Raw genomic sequence first — 17,667 nt, 5'->3', positions numbered from 1 at the left:
CTCTTGGATACCTCACACCTGGTTCGACGCTGCGCCCTGGCGTCGCTACTGCTGGCCACGCCGCTGGCCGGCATGGCTGCTGCACCGGCTACCCCGCTGGCAGCATCCGCTGCTGCCAGCATGGAAGGCGTCGCCAGCGGCGCCCGGCTGCAGATGCGCTGGGAACTGCTGCGCAACGAGTACACGCCGCAGATGCCCGAGGGCCGCGCCAAGGCGCGCATGACCCTGACCAACAACGACAGCCAGCGCCTGCCGGCCAAGGGCTGGACGCTGTACTTCAACAGCATGGACGGCGTCGTGCCGGGGGCGGTGACGGGCAATCTGCGCATGGAGCAGGTGGCCGGCAATCTGTACCGCCTGCGCCCGCAGGCAAACTTTGCGGGCCTGGCGCCGGGGCAGTCGCTCGACATCGATTACTACCACCCGCAGGTAATCATCAAGATGGCGCGGGCGCCGATCGGGCCGTACCTGGTGTACGACGCGCAGCCCGAGGTCGGCGTGGCGATCAGCGACTTCGCGCTGCTGCCGGTGACGCGGCCCGAGCAGCTTGACAAGGGCGATACGGGCGCCCGGCCCGTGGTTACCGCTGCCGATACCTACCGCAGCAACCAGCGTGCCGACCTGCTGCCGGCGAGCGCCGTGCCCCTTGTGCTGCCGACGCCCCTGCAGCTGACGCAGGGCAGCGGCAAGTTGCGCCTGTCGGGCAAGCCATCGGTGAGCGCGCCGGCGGCGCTGGCAGGCGAAGCCGATCTGGCGCGCTCGCTGTTCCCGGCATCGCTGCAGGGTAGCGGGCCTGCGCTGCGCCTGAGCGTGGGCAAGGTCGAAGGACAGAGTTCGCCAGAAGCGTACAGCCTTACGGTGCGGGCAGGTGGCGGCGCCGGTGCGGGCATCGCAATCGTCGGCAACAGCCCGGCCGGCGTGGCGTATGGCTTGCAGACCCTGCGCGACCTGCTGCCGTTGCCCGGCGCCGCCGACCAGTCGGTGCCCGAAGTGACGATCGTCGATGCGCCGCGCTTTGCCTATCGCGGCTTCATGCTCGACGTCTCGCGCAACTTCCACACCAAGGAAACCGTGTTCAAGTGGCTCGACCTGATGGCGCGCTACAAGATGAACAAGTTCCACTTCCACCTGACCGAAGACGAAGGCTGGCGCCTCGAGATCGCCGGCCTGCCCGAACTGACGTCGATCGGCGCCGTGCGTGGCCACAGCGCCAAGCCGGGCGTGCGCCTGCAGCCGGCCTATGGTTCCGGGCCCGACCCGCGCGATACGGGCGGCAGCGGCTACTACACGCGCGCCGAGTACATCGAGATCCTGCGCTACGCGGCGGCGCGTCACATCGAAGTGATCCCCGAACTCGAAATGCCGGGTCATGCGCGCGCCGCCGTGCAGGCGATGGAAGCGCGCTACCACCGCCTGAAGGCAGCCGGCGACAAGGACGCGGCCAAGTACCTGCTCAATGATTTCGCCGATCGCTCGGTCTACAAGTCGCCGCAGCTATACAACGATCACGTACTGAATCCAGGCCTGGAGTCGAGCTTCACGTTCGTCCAGCACGTGGTCGACGAAGTGGTGAAACTGCACCGCGAAGCGGGCGCGCCGCTACACACGATCCACATGGGCGGCGACGAACTGCCCAACGGCGCCTGGGAACAATCCCCGGCCAGCCGCGCCATGATGGCGCGCGAACACCTCCAATCCACGGCCGACCTGTGGGATTATTTCTATGAACGGGTCGACGGCATGCTGCGCAAGCATGGCCTCTACACGTCGGGCTGGGAAGAGCTGGCGGCGCGCAAGACCACGCTGCATGGCAAGAACAAGCTGATTCCGAATCCGCGCTTCACGCAGAAGGGGTTCCTCGCCTGGGTCTGGAACAACACCGAAGGCGCCGAAGACCTGGCCTATCGGCTGGCCAATGCCGGTTACGACATCGTGCTGGCGCCCGTGACCAAGATGTACATGGACATGGCCCACAACGCCAACCCGGAAGAACCGGGCGTGAACTGGGGCGACTACGTTGAACTCGAGACCCCGTATGACTTCATCCCGTTCGACTACCTGAAGAACGCGACTGAGGCTGCGCGCGTGGGCAAGGACGGCCTGACCGATTACGGCAAGCGCCGCGTGCGCGGCCTGGAAGCGACGTTGTTCACCGAGACCGTGCGCGACCCGGCCCGCATCGATTACCTGGTCATGCCGCGCCTGCTGGCGGTGGCCGAACGGGCCTGGGCGCCGGATCCGGCCTGGGCCACCGAGCCCGATGCCGCGAAGGCGGCGGCGCTGCACCGCACGGCCTGGTCGGGCTTCGTCAATGCGCTGGGCCAGCGCGTGCTGCCGCGGCTCGACCTGGATCGCACCGGCGTGGCGTACCGCATTGCGCCACCGGGCCTGCTGCTCGACGGCGACAAGGTCCTGGTCAATCACGTGTTACCGGGGATCGCGCTGCGCTATACCGTGGATGGCAGCACGCCGACCGCCAGCAGCCGGCGGGTGACCGGGCCGATCGCCGAGCGTGGACTGATCCAGGTCGCGGCCTTCGACCGCAATGGCAGGCCGGGACTCGTGGCGCGCATCGACCGGCGCTGACGGCGTGGCCGAAATGCCTGCTGGGTAGCGGAACACGGGGCTATAATCAGCGTTTTCTGCGGGATACCGGGTGAGAGCGTCGATCGGAAAAGTGGCAGGACGTTGGTGCGACTGGCGACGCCTGCGGCTTGGCGCCATCCTGGCAGCGTGCGCCTTCCACGGCGCCGTGCAGGCGGCGGCGCCAATGCTGGCGATCGTGCCACCGGCGCCCGCGATGTCGTCTGCAGCGCCGGCGTCCGGCCTGCAGGTGCTGCACTGGTGGACCTCGGCCAGCGAACGCCGCGCGGCCGACCTGCTGGCGCAGCGCCTGGGCAAGGAAGGCGTGCAGTGGGAGGACGCTGCCATCCCCGGCGGCGCCGGCATCGGCGCCGGCAAGGTCCTCAAGGGCAGGGTGCTGGCCGGTGACGCGCCCGAAGTCACGCAGATCATCGGCGTGTCGGTCGCCGAATGGGCCGAGATGGGCCTGCTGCTCGAACTGGACAACGTGGCCGTTGCCGACAACTGGCGCGGCGTGCTGTTCCCCACGGTCCAGAACCTGATCCAGTACCGCAAGCACACGATGGCCGCGCCGCTCGGCATCCATCGCGTCAATACGCTGTTCTACAATCGCGCGCTGTTCGCCCGGCTCAAGCTCACGCCGCCCACCACCTGGACCGAATTCGACGCCGTCGCCGCGCGCCTGCTGGCCGCGGGCGTGCAACCGCTGGCGCAAAGCAGCGAAGCCTGGCAGGTGGCGGCGTTGTTCGAAAACCTGGTGCTGGCCGAAAGCGGGCCGGCCTTCTACCGCGCGCTGTTCGTGCGCCGCAGTCCCGCCGCTGCTTTCGATGCGCGCACCGCGCACGCGCTGCAGCGCCTGCGCACGATCAAGGGCTTGGCCGGCGGCCAGCTGGCCGAGCGGCCCTGGACCGAGGTCGTACGCCGCTTCGCCGCCGGCCAGGCCGGCATGATGATCATGGGCGACTGGGCCAAGCCCGAACTGGCCGAACACCGGATGGTGCTCGACCAGGACTACGGGTGCGTCGGCGCACCGGGTACCGGCGCATATCACCTGTACAGTGTCGATACGCTGTCGATGTTCGCCGGCGACTACCGGCACCGGGAGGCCCAGGAAAAGATGGCGCGCCTGCTGCTCTCGCCGTCGATCCAGGCCGACTTCAATCTGCTCAAGGGCGCAGTGCCGGTGCGGCGCGATGCCGAGCCAGCGCGCATGGACAGTTGCGCGCGGGCGTCGTGGACGACCTTCGCCGGCGGTGAAGCCGTGCAAGCGCCCAGCCTCGTGCACCGGATGGCGACCGACGAAGCCAGCCGCGACGCGATCATCGCCGAGGTGCATCGCTATCTGCTCGACGACACCGTGCCGGTGGCGGTGGCGCAGCGCCGCCTCGCCGCCTTGTTCAGACTATTCAATCTAACCAGCCAGGGGACGCCGGGTGCGCAAGATACTGATCGTAGACGATGACAAAAAAACCTGCGTGCTGCTCAAGACGTATCTGGAGAAAAACCAGTACGACGTGATCCTGTCGCACAACGGCGAGAGCTTCCTGGCCGAATTCCATGCGCACCTCGAGACGCTATCGATGGTGATCCTGGACGTGATGCTGCCCGATACCGATGGCTTCGCGCTGTGCAAGCAGGTGCGCCAGCGCTCGAATGTGCCGATCATCATGCTCACGGCCAGTTCGGACGAAACCGACCGCATCGTCGGCCTCGAGCTGGGCGCCGATGACTACATCGCCAAGCCCTACAGCCCGCGCGAGCTGCTGGCGCGCATCAAGGCGATCCTGCGCCGCGCTGCGCCCGAGACGCCGTCGGTGCGCTATCACCGGTTTGTCGGCTTCACGCTCGACCTGATGGAACGGACCGTGACCGACAGCGCCGGCAACCCGGTGGCGCTCACGGGGCTCGATTTTCAGCTGCTCAAATACTTCACCGAACACCCCGGCAAGATCCTCGACCGCGGCCTGCTGTGCGAAGAAACGCGCGGGCGCGATGCCGGCCCGCTCGACCGCTCGCTGGACGTGCAGATCAGCCGCCTGCGCCTGCGGCTGAACGACGACGGCAAGCAGCCGGCGCTGATCAAGACCGTGCGCGGGGCCGGCTATGTGTTTTCGGCCGACGTCAGCGTGTCCAGTGTCTAGCCGCAGCAGCAACCCGCTCGCGCGCATGCACCAGCCGTTGCAGCGCTGGTTGCCGGCGTCGCTGCTTGGCCGCCTGACGCTCGTGATGGTGGCCGGGGTGCTGGTGACGCAGCTGGCGGCCAGCGCAATCTGGGCCAGCCAGCTGCGCGCCAAATCGCAGGTCGAAGCGCAGTCGTCGGCGCAGTACGTGGCGCACAGCGCGGCCGGCGCGATCCGCTTCTTTCGCAGCCTGCCGCCGGCCTATCGCCTGCTCATCATCCAGCAGTTGCGTGAAATGGGCGGCACGCGCTTTTTCGTCAACCTCAATCATGCCTACGTGCCGATCGAGCAGATCGCGCCGCACCCGCTCGCGCAAAGCGTGATTGCCACGGTCGACGCCACGCTCAGGAGCGACCTGCCGCATTCGCCGGGCTTCCGGCTCGCGTTTGCCCGGCCTGACCGGCTGGTGGTGGCCGAACACGATGTGCGCCTGGACGACCTGCCCAATGCCTGGGTCCAGCACGTGCTGCTACTCAAGCCCGACCCGGCCCCGATCCTTGTGATCCAGACCGAGATCGAGCCCGGTAACTGGCTGTACATGGCGGCGCTGATGCCGAACCCGTATTTCCTCGACAGCAGCGACCCGTTCGCGTGGGATCGCCTGATGCCGCAAATCCTGTCGCTGGCCGTGGTGCTGCTGCTTTGCCTGCTCGTCGTGCGCTCGATCACGCGGCCGCTGGCGGCGTTGTCCGATGCCGCGTCGGCGCTGGGCCAGGGCCATGACGACGAGGCGCGCCCGCTGCCCGAAACCGGCAGCCGTGAATTCATCAACACCGCGCGCGCCTTCAGCGCGATGCGCGAGCGCATCGGGCGCTATATCGACGATCGCGAGCGCTTGTTCATCTCGATTTCGCACGACCTGCGCACGCCGATCACGCGCCTCAAGCTGCGCGCCGAGCTGCTGGACGACGAAGCGCTGCGTGACGAATTCGAGGAAGACCTCGATGAACTCGACATGATGGTCAAGGGCGCGCTGCAATGCGTGAAGGACAGCGACATCCACGAAAATCCAACCGAGATCAAGCTCGATACGATGCTGGGCCGCATGGTGCGCAGCGCCGAACTGGCGGGGCACGCGGTGGCCTGGCAGCCGTCCGGCGTGACGGTGCGTGGCAAGCCGCTGGCGCTCAAGCGCGCGCTTGGCAACCTGCTCGACAACGCGCTGTTCTACGGCGCGCGCGCCGAGATCAGCGTGCGCCAGGAGCCTGGCTGGGTGCTGATCTGCCTGCGCGACCACGGGCCTGGCGTACCCGATGAAGCATTTGCCAGCCTGTTCGATCCGTATGTGCGGCTGGCGCATGGGCGCGAGCAGAATGACGGCGGCATGGGGCTGGGCCTCGGTATCGCGCGCGGCGTGATCGAAGCGCATGGCGGCCGGCTGGTGCTGTCGAACCATCCCGAGGGCGGCCTGAATGCAGTGGTGCGCTTGCCGGCCGTTTGACCCTCGCGTGCCTGATCGGGCAATGGGGTGCGCCGCACCTTATGCGGCAAACTGCTCCGTGACCATTCTGACGCTGTCATGTTCATCGGCATTGCCGGTGACGGCCACGTAGAAACGATCGCCACCCGGCGGCACCCGCACCACCACGTGGCCATCGTGGCTGAGCAGCTTGCGCGTCAGGCGGCCGTTGGCGAGCAGGTTTTCGCGCATCACCGTGGTGGCGAATACGGCGCGCGGTCCTGGATAGAGCCGCTCGCTGAACATGCGTTCGAGTTGCAGCATGTCCGGATGCGCGATGTGCCAGGATGGGATGATCCAGGCGCGTGGACGCAGGGTGCGTACGACATCCGCGCTCAGACCGTCGAACATGCCATGATGGTCGGCGGTTGCTACGGACACCGGGCCGGCGGCGCGCGCGGCCGGGCCGAGGACATCGTGCCAGGGCAGGGCGCCATCCTGGGTGTAGCTGGTCAGGTCGCCGGCAGTGAAGTAGCTGAAACGCCCGCTCGCGATGCGCACTGCGGCCGAACACTGGTTTTCGTTCGGCCAGTCGGCGCGCGCGACTGACGCCAGCGGTGGGAACAGCGTGCGTGTGGCGCTGGCCTGGCCGGTCCAGACCTCGCCGTTGGCTGCGATATTGCGTACCTCGAAACCGGTAGCAGCCGACCGGTGCCCGCGCGCCGCGATCTGGGCGGCACTGCCGACCACAAAGGCCTCGACGCGCTGCCCTGCCTTGCGTCGCGCGGCGATCCAGGCGCGGTAGTTGTTTGCAAAGGGGGCATCGACGCGCAGCGGAACATCGTAGTCCGGGAACCCGCGGTCAATGACGGTGTAAATCGGAATCTGCTCGGCGACATCGGTCACGCCGCCCAGGCGCCACGCGCCAGCCGCTGCCAGCGGCGAGGCGGCATCGACATCGCCCGTATGGTCCGGGTGCAGGTGGGTGGCCAGCAGGTAGTCCAGGCCCGCCAGTCCGGCGCGTCCGAGATGGCGGCGCAGGTAACGCGCGATCCATTCGCCCGGCCGGCGGCTGCCATCGGGCCGGGGGGCCACCGAAACATCCAGGCCATTGAGCGAGGCGCCGGCATCGATCAGAAGGCTGGTACCGTCGGGGAACATGACGAAGGTCGCGTTGCCGCGGCCGGTCGCGATGTGGTGAATATCGAGCCAGCCGGGCTGCCAGGCGGCGAGCGGTGCGCCTTCACGCTCGGGTGCAGGCGCAGGCGTAACCAATGCGCGCAGCGGCGTTGCGCCGGCTGATGCTGCGGCCAGCGGCAGCAGCGCGCCGAGCAGCCGGCGACGCCTGTCGTTCGGCGCCGTCATCAGAAGCGTCCCGTCAGGCTCAGGCCGAAGGTACGCGGCTCGCCCACGTAGCGCGCGCGCACGACCTGGGTCGAGCGGGTCAGGAGGTATGCGGTGTCGTTGGCATTCTTGACCCAGGCGAGCAGGCGCCAGGTGCCATCGGGCGATTCGACGCCGGCGGAAAGATTGGCCAGGCCGAAGGCGGGCAATTGCAGGTTGGGGTCGTTGGCCGCGCCCGTGTTGTAGCTGTCCTTCCAGGCATAGCTGGCTGCGCCGACCAGGTAGCCGAACGAGACCGGGTAGCGCAGGTCGGCGGCGATGCCGGCCTGGCGCCGCGGCGAATTCGACATCGGGTTGCCGCTGTTGTTGACGGTGCCGACGACGAAACGGTCATAGCGTCCGTCCAGGTAGGCAAAGTTAGCCGACAGGTCGAGCCAGCTCGCGGGCTTGACCGCCAGTTCGATCTCGCTGCCGTCGACCGTCGCCTTGCCGGCATTGAAGATGGTGAGGATGCCGGTCTGGGTATTGTTGACCAGCTCCTGCTTGTCGCGGTACTTCATGTGAAACACCGAGGCGTTCAGGCGTACCCGGTTGTGCAGCCACTGCGACTTCAGGCCCAGTTCGTAGTTGTCGACCGTTTCGGGATCGAACGGCATGCGAAACGCCGTGGCGCTCGATGCATCGGCGTTGTAGCCGCCACTGGTGAAGCCGCGGGTGGCGCTCAGGTACGTCATCAGGCCGGCCGCCGGCCGCCAGGTCAGCACCGCGCGCGGCGTGACTTCGTTCCAGGTATTGCGCAGAGCGCTCACGCTGAAGTTGCTGGCGGGGCGCAGCAGGTCGCTGCGCACCAGGCTCGCGCTCTTGCGGTCGCGCGTGTAGCGGGCGCCAAGGGTCAGGTCGACCACCGGGGCCAGGTGCACAATACCGTCGGCAAACACGCCGGCGCTGCGGCTGTCGACCTGTTGCTCGGCCAGGGTGGCGCTGGCCAGTGCGCCGGTACGGGCCGCTAGTCCGCGCACGCCGAGACGGCGCGCACCATCTTCGTCTGAAAAGTACAGGCCGGTGACGACGTTACCATGCGCCCATTTTGGACTGGCATAGCGCAATTCTTGCGAGAAGGTGGTGATCTCGTCCTCGTCGCGGGTGACGCTCTGGCTGCCGCTCGTCAGGAAGGTGTAGCTGGCGCCGACACCCGCGTAATCTTTGCTCGATGCCGACCGGCGCCAGGCGCTGATCGAGGTCAGTTCGCCCGCTGCGAGGCGCCATGCCAGCCTGGCCGAGATGCCCTTGATGGTGCGCTGGTAGCCCTGGTTGACGCCCAGTTCGGACGTGCGGACATCGCCATCGTCGCCCAGCGTATCGGACGAGAGCGTGCGGCCACCGTTGCTGTCGTCGCCATAGTCGGCACTGAAGGTCGCTTCCACGCCTGGCGCCAGGCGTACCAGGGCCTGGGCGCGGATATTCTGGCTGTCGATGTCGTCCTGCTCGCGGCCCGTCAGGCGATCGCGTCCCGTCCCGTCGCGCTGGCGGCTCGACGCAGAAATCTTGAGGGCGGCGCCGTCACCCAGCGGCAGGTTGACCAGGCCCTTGGCCTGGCGTTCGCCATGATTGCCGGCGATGATCTCGCCTTCGACCGCGATACGCTCGGTGTCCGGGCGGCGGGTGTTGATGACGATGGCGCCGCCGGTCACGTTGCGGCCGAACAGCGTGCCTTGCGGGCCTTTCAGGACGGCGATCGATTCTAGGTCGAACAGCTCGAAGCTGGCGGCGCTGTTACGCGGGATGAACACGTCGTCGACGAACACGCCGACCGGCTTGTTCACGCCGATCTGCGAGAACGTGTTGCTCACGCCACGAATCGCGATCGTGGGATTGGCCTGGCTGAAGGCGGAGACAAGCAGGCCAGGGGTCAGGCGGGCGACATCCTGCAGGTTCTGCACCCGGTGCGTCTCCAGGGTACGCGCAGACAGGGCAGTCATGGCGATCGGCACGTCCTGGGCCGACTGTGAGCGCTTTTGCGCAGTCACGGTGACCGTGTTCAGTTCCGTGCCCTGGTCGCGGTTGCCGGCGGTGGACGGACCGGCCGCTTCGCGAAAGATCATCACGGCGCCGCCGTCGCGCCGCACCGCCAGGCCTGTGCCCGCCAGCAGCGCCTCGAGCGCCTGGCCCGGATCGAGCTGGCCCCGCACGCCATCGCTTTGGCGGCCCTGCACGTCTTCGGCGCGGTACAGGAGCTGTACGCCGGTCTGCCGCGCATACTGGTCGAGTGCCGGCTGGAGCGCGCCCGCAGGAATGTCGAGCGTCAGGGTCTGCGCCTGGAGCGTGCCGCAGAAAGTCAGGGCGCACAGGGCGCCGATCAGGGTTGGATTCGCCATCGGGTTTTTCCTTGCGTGAGGGACGCCACGCGGTGATGCGCGGCGGGCAGCATGAGTTGCTTCCCTATAAGACGGGTGGGCTGGAAAAATCCGGTATGCGAACCAAAAATAATTCAGCGCGAGATGACGATCTGGCTGGTGCCGCGCTCTGCCTGCAGCCCGAAGCCCTGCTCGAGCAGGCGCACGAAACCGTCGATATTCGACGGCGCGAAACTGCCGCCGATACGCAGTGACGCCGCTTCGGGATCCGTGATGACCAGCTTGCGGTCGTTATAGCGGTTGAATTCGGCGATCGCCTCGCCCAGCGTGATCTGGTCGAACACGATCCGGCCTTCGCGCCACGCCAGGCGCTGCTCGGTCTGGACCTGGCTGTGCTCGGCCCGTGCGATGTGGCCGGCCGCGCTGCGCGCCTCCTGGTTGGGGGTCAGTACCACCGATGCGTCGCGTTCATCTACCTGCACCCGGCCCTGTTCGACCAGCACGCGCGTGCGCTCGCCATCGCGCCGTACCGTAAAGCGGGTGCCCAGCACGGTCACCCGGCTGGTGCCCGCTTCGACGACGAAGGGGCGCGACGGATCGTGGGCGATGTCGAAATATGCTTCGCCGCTGTCGAGCCATACGTGGCGACCGCCGTCGGGAGCGGTGCGCAGGCGGGTGGCGGTATTGAGCATCAGGCGCGAACCGTCGGCCAGCGCGATGGTGCGGTTCTCGCCGGTGCCGGTTGCATAGCGCTGGCCCTGCTGCCAGCCGACATCGGGTGCCAGGAATGCGCCCAGGCCACAGGCCAGCAGTAGTCCTGCCGCCATGCGCCAGCGCGAGAAACGCGCCAGCGGACGGCGTGACGCGGGGCGTTCGATGGCCTGGCCGGCCATGGCATCTGCGCGCTGCCATGCTGCGCGCAGGCGCAGGTACGCCACCCGGTGGCGCACGTCGTCGCGCAGCCAGGCATCGCGTTCGGCCTGCAGGTCTGCGTGCCACCCATCGCCGTCTTCGCGGGCCAGCCACTGTGCTGCATCGGCCTCGATCGCCTCCGCGTTGTGATTTGCTTCGTTCATTGCACGTCGTTTGCTGTAGTGGTTACTTGCCTTGCTTGCGCACCTTGCGCTCGCGCCGGACGATGTCGGCGCCGATACCGCGCGCGAACAGGGCATCGGCGATGGCGCGCATGCCTTTCATGATCTGTTTTTCCACCGTGTCCTCTGTGATACCCATTTCAGCGGCGACTTCGCGCTGCGACATGCCCTCGACCTTGCGCAGCACCACCACTTCGCGGCAGCGCGCAGGCAAGGCGTCGAGTACTTCCACCAGTGTGGACAACTCGGCCCGGCCGCTGGCATGTCGCTCGGGCGTCAGTTCGTACACCGACAGGTCGTCAAGTTCGGCAAACGCCTCGATCGACACGACCTGGCGCCGGCGTGCGCGGTCAATCAGCAGATTACGCGCGATGGTCATCACGAACGGCGTTACCCGCTCCGGCAGGCCGCTGCGCGCCGCTTCGTAGGCGCGTGCGTAGACTTCCTGGCGCAGGTCGGGCCATTCGTCGCTGTCACGCCAGTTCAGGCGCAGGTAGCGCATCAGGATGCCTTCCAGCGGCAGCACCTCATGGATGAACCAGTCGTCCAGATCATTGCACATGTCTTATGTCGGTAGACGAAGGGCGAGAGAAATTCCGGTATCGGAACACACAAAATCGTGGCTGAGGGTAGCATGCCAATATGACTCGCAAGTGACTTTCGGTATCCGATATCCGGGGCGCGTGAGCGGCTCACCATTGAACAGAAGGCCCTGCATGCCAATGATGTTGGACGACCAGACACTGAACGAAGCGAAACGCTTCAACGCCAGGCTCGCGCGCGCGCCGCGTTTTGGTACGCGCTATCGCTTGATGCCGCCGCTGGTGCAGGGCCTGCTGCGCCTGTCCCAGGTCGGCGCCGACCGCAAGCTGCGCCGCGCCGGGCTGCAGGTCGAGACGCGCATGGTGGGGCTGGAGGGAGTGCAGGTGCAGGTCCGGATCATCCGCCCGCGCGGGCCAGTGGCCGGCATCGTGCTCGATATTCACGGTGGCGGCTGGGTGATTGGCAATGCGCCCATGAACGATGCGTTCAATGCGGCCTTCGCCAGCCGCTGCGGTCTGGCTGTGGTGTCGGTCGATTACCGGCTGGCGCCGCGCGCATCGGTGCACGAGCAGATGGAAGAATGCCTGGCTGCCGCCCGCTGGCTGCTGCAGGACGGCTTGCCAGAATATGCCGACCACGCCGACCACGCCGGCCATGCCGGCTTGCCGGTCATCGTGGTCGGCGAATCGGCGGGTGCGCACCTGGCTGCTGCTACGCTGCAAGGGCTGCGGGCCTGGCCGGCGCTGCTGGCCCGCATCGCAGGTACCGTCCTGTACTACGGCGTCTACGATATGGCCGGCACCGACAGCGTGCGCAGGGCAGGGCCCGAAACGCTGGTGCTCGACGGGCCGCGCATGCTGGCCGGGCTGCGCGGGCTCACGCCGGACCTGGACGACGCCGGGCGCCGCCAGCCGCCGCTATCACCGCTGTTCGGCGAACTGGCCGGCATGCCGCCGGCGCTGATGATCGTTGGGGGCGGCGATCCGCTGCTCGACGACACGCTGCGCATGGCGCAGCGCTGGCAGCAGGTGGCCGACGTCGAACTGAATGTGGCGCCCGAAGCGCCACATGGTTTCATTCATTTTCCGACCGCGATGGCCAGGGTGACGCTGGCGCATGCGCAGGCGTGGGTGCGGCAACGCATCGCAGCGATGCCGCAGCAGGAGGCGTTCAGCGCATCTGCGTCACATGCGCCTCGCGCAGCGGGTGCCAGCCCAGGCGCGCCGCGATGATGCGCCGGTACGCGGTGTCGATATGGGCCGGCGTGCGGCGGATGTAATCCTCGGCGGCGTCGCGCTGCGCGCCGCTGCAGCTGTCCAGCCATGCCACGGCTTCGTCGACGGTCGGCACGCGGCCGCTCACGCCATCGAATTTGGGCGGGATCGCGGTCCAGATGGCGGCGTCGATGCCCTTGGCGCGCAGCCAGGCAGCCACGCGCGGATTTTCTGCCGCGCCGTCCTGCGCGGGCACGCTGCCGATCCATTCGGGGAACGCAGCCCGGATCTTTTCGCGCTCGAACAGCATGGCGCGGGCGGTATCCAGGTTATCGGTGGCGACGTAGGCCCAGTAGGTGGGCATGAGGCGTGCGCTGTCGCACAGCACGAGTGCCAGTTCGGGACTGTCGTCGCTCTGGCGGGCAAATTCGATGGGCATGGCGGGGCCGCCCGGATGCCATCCGGAGGCGAGCTTCAGGCCCTGGGGTTTCCAGAGCAGCGAGCCCCAGGCGATACAAGCGATATTCATAAACTGGACTGGTAAGGGGAAAAGGAAAAGTCCAGTCTAGCCGGTCGGCCGAAAGAGGCGAGCACGGCTCTGCTGACCGCCTTATTCTTCCGGCGTTTGCTTCGGCGCCTTGCCGTCTTTGGCAGCGAACAGGCGGTCCTTGGCCGAAAGCAGCTTCTGGACTTTGGAACCCATCTTCATCAATTGCGCCATCGACTCGGGCGACAGGCGCTGCAGGTCGTCGAACCAGTTGTTGGCCAGGTCGACCAGCTCGTGCATCTCGCGCATGCGCTCCTGCGCGAACTTGTCTTCGGGGTGGCTGGCATTGGCCATCAGCGACTCGCGCAGCACCGACAGCGTCGGGGCGACCTCGCGCCGGCGCCGCTCGGCGGCGACCACGCGGAAGATTTCCCACACATCGCCCAGCGACGTGAAGTATTCGCGGCGGTCGCCCGGAATGCGCGACAGGCGCACCAGGCCCCACGACTGCAATTCTTTCAGGCCGATGCTCACGTTCGAGCGCGAGATGCCGAGTTTTTCGCCGATGTCGTCGGCATGCAGCTGGTCTTCGGAAACGAAGAGCAGGGCATAGATTTGCCCCACCGTGCGGTTGATGCCCCAGCGGCTGCCCATCTCGCCGAAGTGACTGACAAACGTTTGGACAAGTGGCGTCATGGTTGCGAACTTTTCGATGCTTGTGAAAGGTGAATTATCCCACGTCACCCGGACACGTACCACGCATGCACGTGTTTGCCGCCATTGTTGTTAATACGTTCGTAATTCCCGACTAACCTGGTCACCCATTACAGACAAACCAGAAGTTTCAGCGCATAATCCGCTCACCTTCCGAAATTCCTGAAGTTTTAGAAAATCCAAAAAGTTTATTCCGGGGCACGTCCGATGTTGATGGCCATGGCCCCCGTACGTCTGCCGTTTTGTTGCAACAACGTTTGGAGAACCACCATGCACCGCAGCCAACCCCGCCGCCCGGCATTGCTTACAGGCCCTGGCCCTGCGCGTGGCGCCACGCTGGCGATGAGCGGTGCGGCGCTGCTGTGGATTCCGCAGGCGGCGCTGCTGGCGCATGCGGTGGGGCGTCTGGCCCAGGGCGCCGGGCTGGTCGACATGCTGCTGCCAGCGCTGGCGTTCCTGGTCCTTGGCGTGCTGCGCGCCAGCAGCGAAGCGTGGGGCGCGCGCCGCTTGTTTGCCGTGTCGCGCAGCCAGCTCACCGCCATGCGCCAGGCAGCCGTGCAAGCCCTGGCCGCGCGCTCGCCGCTGGACCGTGCACGCCTGCCATCCGGCCAGGCCGCCAGCATCGTCGCTGAACAGGCCGAAGCCGTGCTGCCCTGGCTGCTGCGCTACGGGCCGGCGCGCATGCGGGTGCTGCTGGCGCCGCCCGTCATCGCACTCGTCGTCTGTTACTTCTCGTGGCTGGCTGCGCTGATCCTGGTGCTGGCCGCGCCCCTGATTCCCCTGTTCATGGCCGTCATCGGCTGGCGCGCCAAGGCTGCCAGCGAAGCGCAACTGCAGCTGGTTGGCGGCATGAGCGGCTTTCTGCTCGACCGGCTGCGCGGCCTGTCGACGCTGCGCGCACTGGGCGCTGTCGACGCCACCGCCCGCCGGGTAAGGGCTTCGGGCGAAGCGGTCCGCGCCAGCACGATGCGCGTGCTGCGCATCGCTTTCTTGTCGTCGACCGCGCTTGAACTGTTTTCGGCGCTGGGCGTGGCGCTGGTGGCGGTGTACGTGGGTTTCCACCTGCTCGGCGAAATCGGACCGGGCAGCTGGGGCAGCCGGTTGACGCTGGCCGAAGGCCTGTTCGTGCTGCTGCTGGCGCCGGCGTTTTTCGAACCGCTGCGCGAACTGGCGGCAGTGTGGCACGACAAGGCCGCCGGCGAAGCAGCGCTCGAGGCGCTGGACAAGTTGCAGGCGGCCGGCTTGCCGTTGCCGGGCGCGCTGCAAGAGCCGGACGAGGCGCTGTGCATTGGCCGTGCGCCATCGGTCGATATCGAGGGCTTGCGCTTTGCGCATCCGGGTGAAGCGCCGCTGTTCGACAACCAGGATGTGTATGTGCGCGTCGGCGAGCACGTGGCGCTCGTCGGCCCCAGCGGCAGCGGCAAGACCACGCTGCTGTCGATGATCGCGGGCCTCGTCCCGGTTGACAGCGGCACCGTGCGCATCGGCGGCGTGCCGCTGGACGCCGGGTCGGCTGCCGGCCTGCGCGCGCGCATGGCCTGGATCGGCCAGAAGCCGCACGTGTTTGCCGGCTCGGTGCGCGCCAATGTGGCGCTCGAGCGTGATGGCGTGACGGTCGATGCCGTCAGCCACGCCGTGGCGCGCGCGGGCCTTGGCCGGATCGAGCACGCGACGCCGGGCGAGAGCCTGGGCGAGGGCGGCCTTGGCCTGTCGGGCGGCGAGCTCGTGCGCCTTGCGCTGGCCCGCGCGATGTGTGCGCCGCACGCCGGCCTGCTGCTGGTCGACGAACCCACTGCCCACCTCGACCGCGACACGGCCGCCGGCGTGATCGAGGCGCTGCTGCAGCTGGCCCAGGGCCGCACCATGATTGTCGCCACCCACGATCTGGCACTGGCCGCGCGTCTGGGCCGCGTCGTGCGCCTTGGCGAACCATTGATTCAACGGAGCGCAGCATGAGACGTGGCAAAGACACAAAGCGTGGCAAAGAAACAAAGCGCGGTAACGACATGAAGCGCAATAACGACATGCAGCCAGTGCTGTCCCTGTTCATCCGCACTGGCGGGCGGCGCCTGGCCTTGGGGGCGGGCCTGTCGACGCTGGTGGTGCTGGCCGGGATGGCGCTGCTGGGCACCTCGGGCTGGTTCATCACCTCGGCGGCCCTGGCCGGCAGCGCCGTCATGTTCAATGTGTTCGTGCCGAGCGCCGCGATTCGCCTGCTGGCCCTGGGCCGCACCTTTGGCCGCTATGCCGAGCGCACGGTGACGCACGACGCCACGTTCGGCGTACTGGCCGCGCTGCGCGAGCGGCTGTTTCGTGGCTGGGCCACGCCGGATGCCGCACGCGCGCTGCTGCGCCGCCCGTCGCGCCTGCTGTTTCGGCTGACGGGCGACATCGATGCCCTCGAATCGATCTACCTGCGCCTGATCGTGCCGGCTGGCGCGGCCTGCGGCGCAGCGCTGCTGGCCGGCCTGGTGCTGGCAAACCTCGACTGGCGCCTTGGCCTGGCGATGTTCGTCTGGCTGCTGGCGGTCGGCTGGGGCGTGACCTTGCTCGTAGCGCGCCTGGCGCGGCCGGTGGCGCTGCGCCGTGTGCGGGCGCTGGAGCGGCTGCGCGCCCAGGCGATCGACCTGGTTGCCGGCCAGACCGACCTGGCGCTGGCCGGCCGGCTGCCCGCGCAGTGCGACCAGCTGGCGCGCCTCGACATGACCCTGGCGCGCCATGACGCCGCGCTGCACCGGCTGGACACCGGCGCCGGCTGGCTGTACGCGGTCGGTGGCCATGTCACCGTCGCCGCCGTCCTGCTGGCAGTGGGAGCGCTGGCGCAGCAAGTGGCATCGCATCCGGCGCAGCAGCAGGTGCAGCAGCTGGGGGCACCCGCCGCAGCGCTGGCGCTTCTGATCGCGCTGGCCGCGCTGGAACCGTTTGCCGCGCTGCGGCGCGGCGCGATCGAGGCTGGCCGTAGCTGGCTGGCCATGCGCCGCGTGGCGCCGCGTCTGCGCCAGCAGGATGACGCAAACGTGCCAGCGCCGCCCGGCACGGGTACCGGCATCGGCACCGGCACCGGCACCGGCACGGCATTGCTGCTGCACGCTGCTACCGTGTTCCACCCCGGCCGCACCGGCGCGGCCCTGCATGCGGTCGACCTGCGCATCGCCGTTGGCGAGGGCGTTGCCGTGGTCGGCAGCAGCGGTGTCGGCAAATCGACGCTGCTGGCGCTGGCGGCCGGCGAACTGGCTGCCCAGGCGGGCCAGGTATGGGCGCGGCCAGCTACCTGGCTGACCCAGCGCACCGAGCTGTTTTGCGACAGCCTGCGCGACAACCTGCGCCTGGCCGATCCCGCCGCCACCGACGGGCAGTTGTGGGCCGCACTGCAGGCCGCCGGCCTGGAGCAGGACGTGCGCGGCTTCGCACAGGGTCTTGACACCTTGCTGGGCGAGGGCGGCCTTGGCCTGTCGGGTGGCCAGTCGCGCCGCCTGGCGCTGGCGCGCTTGCTGTTGCGCCGGGCTGATTTCTGGCTGCTGGACGAGCCGACCGAGGCGCTGGACGGCGCCACTGCAGCCGATGTGCTGGCGCGCCTGGCGCGGCATGCCAGCGGCCGCACGCTGCTGGTGGCCACGCATCTGCGGCGCGAAGCCGGGCTGGCCGACCGCCTGCTCGTGATGAAGGACGGACGTATCGACGCCGACCTGCGGCGCGGCACCCCTGCATTCGATGCGGCGCTGGACACGCTGCGTCAACACTAAGAATAACCAACC

Annotated in this window: 13 protein-coding genes; 7 read left to right on the top strand and 6 right to left on the bottom strand. The window is 67.9% G+C overall.

Going from position 1 to position 17,667, the window contains the following annotated elements; all coding sequences use genetic code 11:
• Nucleotides 1–3: 3 nt before the first annotated feature.
• The 4 genes from HD842_RS10190 (at nt 4) to HD842_RS10175 (ending at nt 6,204) form a co-directional block, all read left to right on the top strand.
• Entirely contained in the window at nt 4–2,586 is a 2,583-nt protein-coding gene (locus HD842_RS10190) for a family 20 glycosylhydrolase (protein ID WP_229424708.1), read from the top strand.
• 91 nt (nt 2,587–2,677) lie between these two features.
• Nucleotides 2,678–4,045: an ABC transporter substrate-binding protein gene (locus HD842_RS10185; protein WP_370660819.1), complete on the top strand. Its 1,368-nt coding sequence runs from the start codon at nt 2,678–2,680 to the stop codon at nt 4,043–4,045.
• Entirely contained in the window at nt 4,017–4,724 is a 708-nt protein-coding gene (locus HD842_RS10180; protein WP_183554044.1) for a response regulator, read from the top strand. The genes HD842_RS10185 and HD842_RS10180 overlap by 29 nt, the downstream gene beginning before the upstream one ends.
• A 25-nt stretch (nt 4,725–4,749) precedes the next feature.
• On the top strand, nt 4,750–6,204 hold the full coding sequence (locus HD842_RS10175) for an ATP-binding protein (protein WP_183554042.1): 1,455 nt from the start codon (nt 4,750–4,752) through the stop codon (nt 6,202–6,204).
• A 39-nt stretch (nt 6,205–6,243) separates the two neighbouring features.
• Here the strand turns inward: HD842_RS10175 and HD842_RS10170 are convergent, their stop codons facing one another.
• The 4 genes from HD842_RS10170 to HD842_RS10155 all read right to left on the bottom strand — a co-directional run bounded on the left by HD842_RS10170 (nt 6,244) and on the right by HD842_RS10155 (nt 11,516).
• Entirely contained in the window at nt 6,244–7,527 is a 1,284-nt protein-coding gene (locus tag HD842_RS10170) for a ComEC/Rec2 family competence protein (RefSeq protein ID WP_183554040.1), read from the bottom strand.
• On the bottom strand, nt 7,527–9,881 hold the full coding sequence (locus HD842_RS10165; protein WP_183554038.1) for a TonB-dependent receptor domain-containing protein: 2,355 nt from the start codon (nt 9,879–9,881) through the stop codon (nt 7,527–7,529). Before HD842_RS10165 ends, HD842_RS10170 begins: the two co-directional genes overlap by 1 nt.
• A 113-nt stretch (nt 9,882–9,994) precedes the next feature.
• A complete protein-coding gene (locus tag HD842_RS10160; protein WP_183554036.1) occupies nt 9,995–10,936 on the bottom strand; it encodes a FecR family protein in 942 nt (313 codons plus the stop codon).
• Nucleotides 10,937–10,958: 22 nt separating this feature from the next.
• A complete protein-coding gene (locus HD842_RS10155) occupies nt 10,959–11,516 on the bottom strand; it encodes an RNA polymerase sigma factor (protein ID WP_183554034.1) in 558 nt (185 codons plus the stop codon).
• Nucleotides 11,517–11,670: 154 nt separating this feature from the next.
• Between HD842_RS10155 and HD842_RS10150 the strand changes: the two genes are divergently transcribed.
• Complete coding sequence (locus HD842_RS10150) at nt 11,671–12,729, top strand: alpha/beta hydrolase (RefSeq protein WP_183554032.1); 1,059 nt, start codon at nt 11,671–11,673, stop codon at nt 12,727–12,729.
• Here HD842_RS10150 and HD842_RS10145 read toward each other — a convergent pair.
• Both HD842_RS10145 and HD842_RS10140 read right to left on the bottom strand, forming a co-directional pair.
• Nucleotides 12,668–13,240 carry a hypothetical protein gene (locus HD842_RS10145; RefSeq protein ID WP_183554030.1) on the bottom strand — a complete coding sequence of 191 codons (573 nt, stop codon included), beginning with the start codon at nt 13,238–13,240 and terminating at the stop codon, nt 12,668–12,670. The genes HD842_RS10150 and HD842_RS10145 overlap by 62 nt on opposite strands.
• Before the next feature lie 81 nt (nt 13,241–13,321).
• On the bottom strand, nt 13,322–13,894 hold the full coding sequence (locus tag HD842_RS10140) for a GbsR/MarR family transcriptional regulator (RefSeq protein ID WP_183554028.1): 573 nt from the start codon (nt 13,892–13,894) through the stop codon (nt 13,322–13,324).
• Nucleotides 13,895–14,182: 288 nt separating this feature from the next.
• Between HD842_RS10140 and cydD the strand changes: the two genes are divergently transcribed.
• Both cydD and HD842_RS10130 read left to right on the top strand, forming a co-directional pair.
• A complete protein-coding gene (gene cydD / locus HD842_RS10135) occupies nt 14,183–15,868 on the top strand; it encodes a thiol reductant ABC exporter subunit CydD (protein WP_183554026.1) in 1,686 nt (561 codons plus the stop codon).
• Nucleotides 15,869–15,918: 50 nt separating this feature from the next.
• Nucleotides 15,919–17,655, top strand: a complete 1,737-nt coding sequence (locus tag HD842_RS10130) for an amino acid ABC transporter ATP-binding/permease protein (RefSeq protein WP_183554024.1) — start codon at nt 15,919–15,921, stop codon at nt 17,653–17,655.
• Nucleotides 17,656–17,667 lie beyond the last annotated feature (12 nt).

It is taken from the genome of Massilia aurea (assembly GCF_014200505.1).
GTDB lineage: Bacteria > Pseudomonadota > Gammaproteobacteria > Burkholderiales > Burkholderiaceae_D > Telluria > Telluria aurea_B.
The sequence above is the reverse complement of the archived record's forward strand: the minus strand, read 5'-3'. Positions and strand labels throughout refer to the sequence as shown.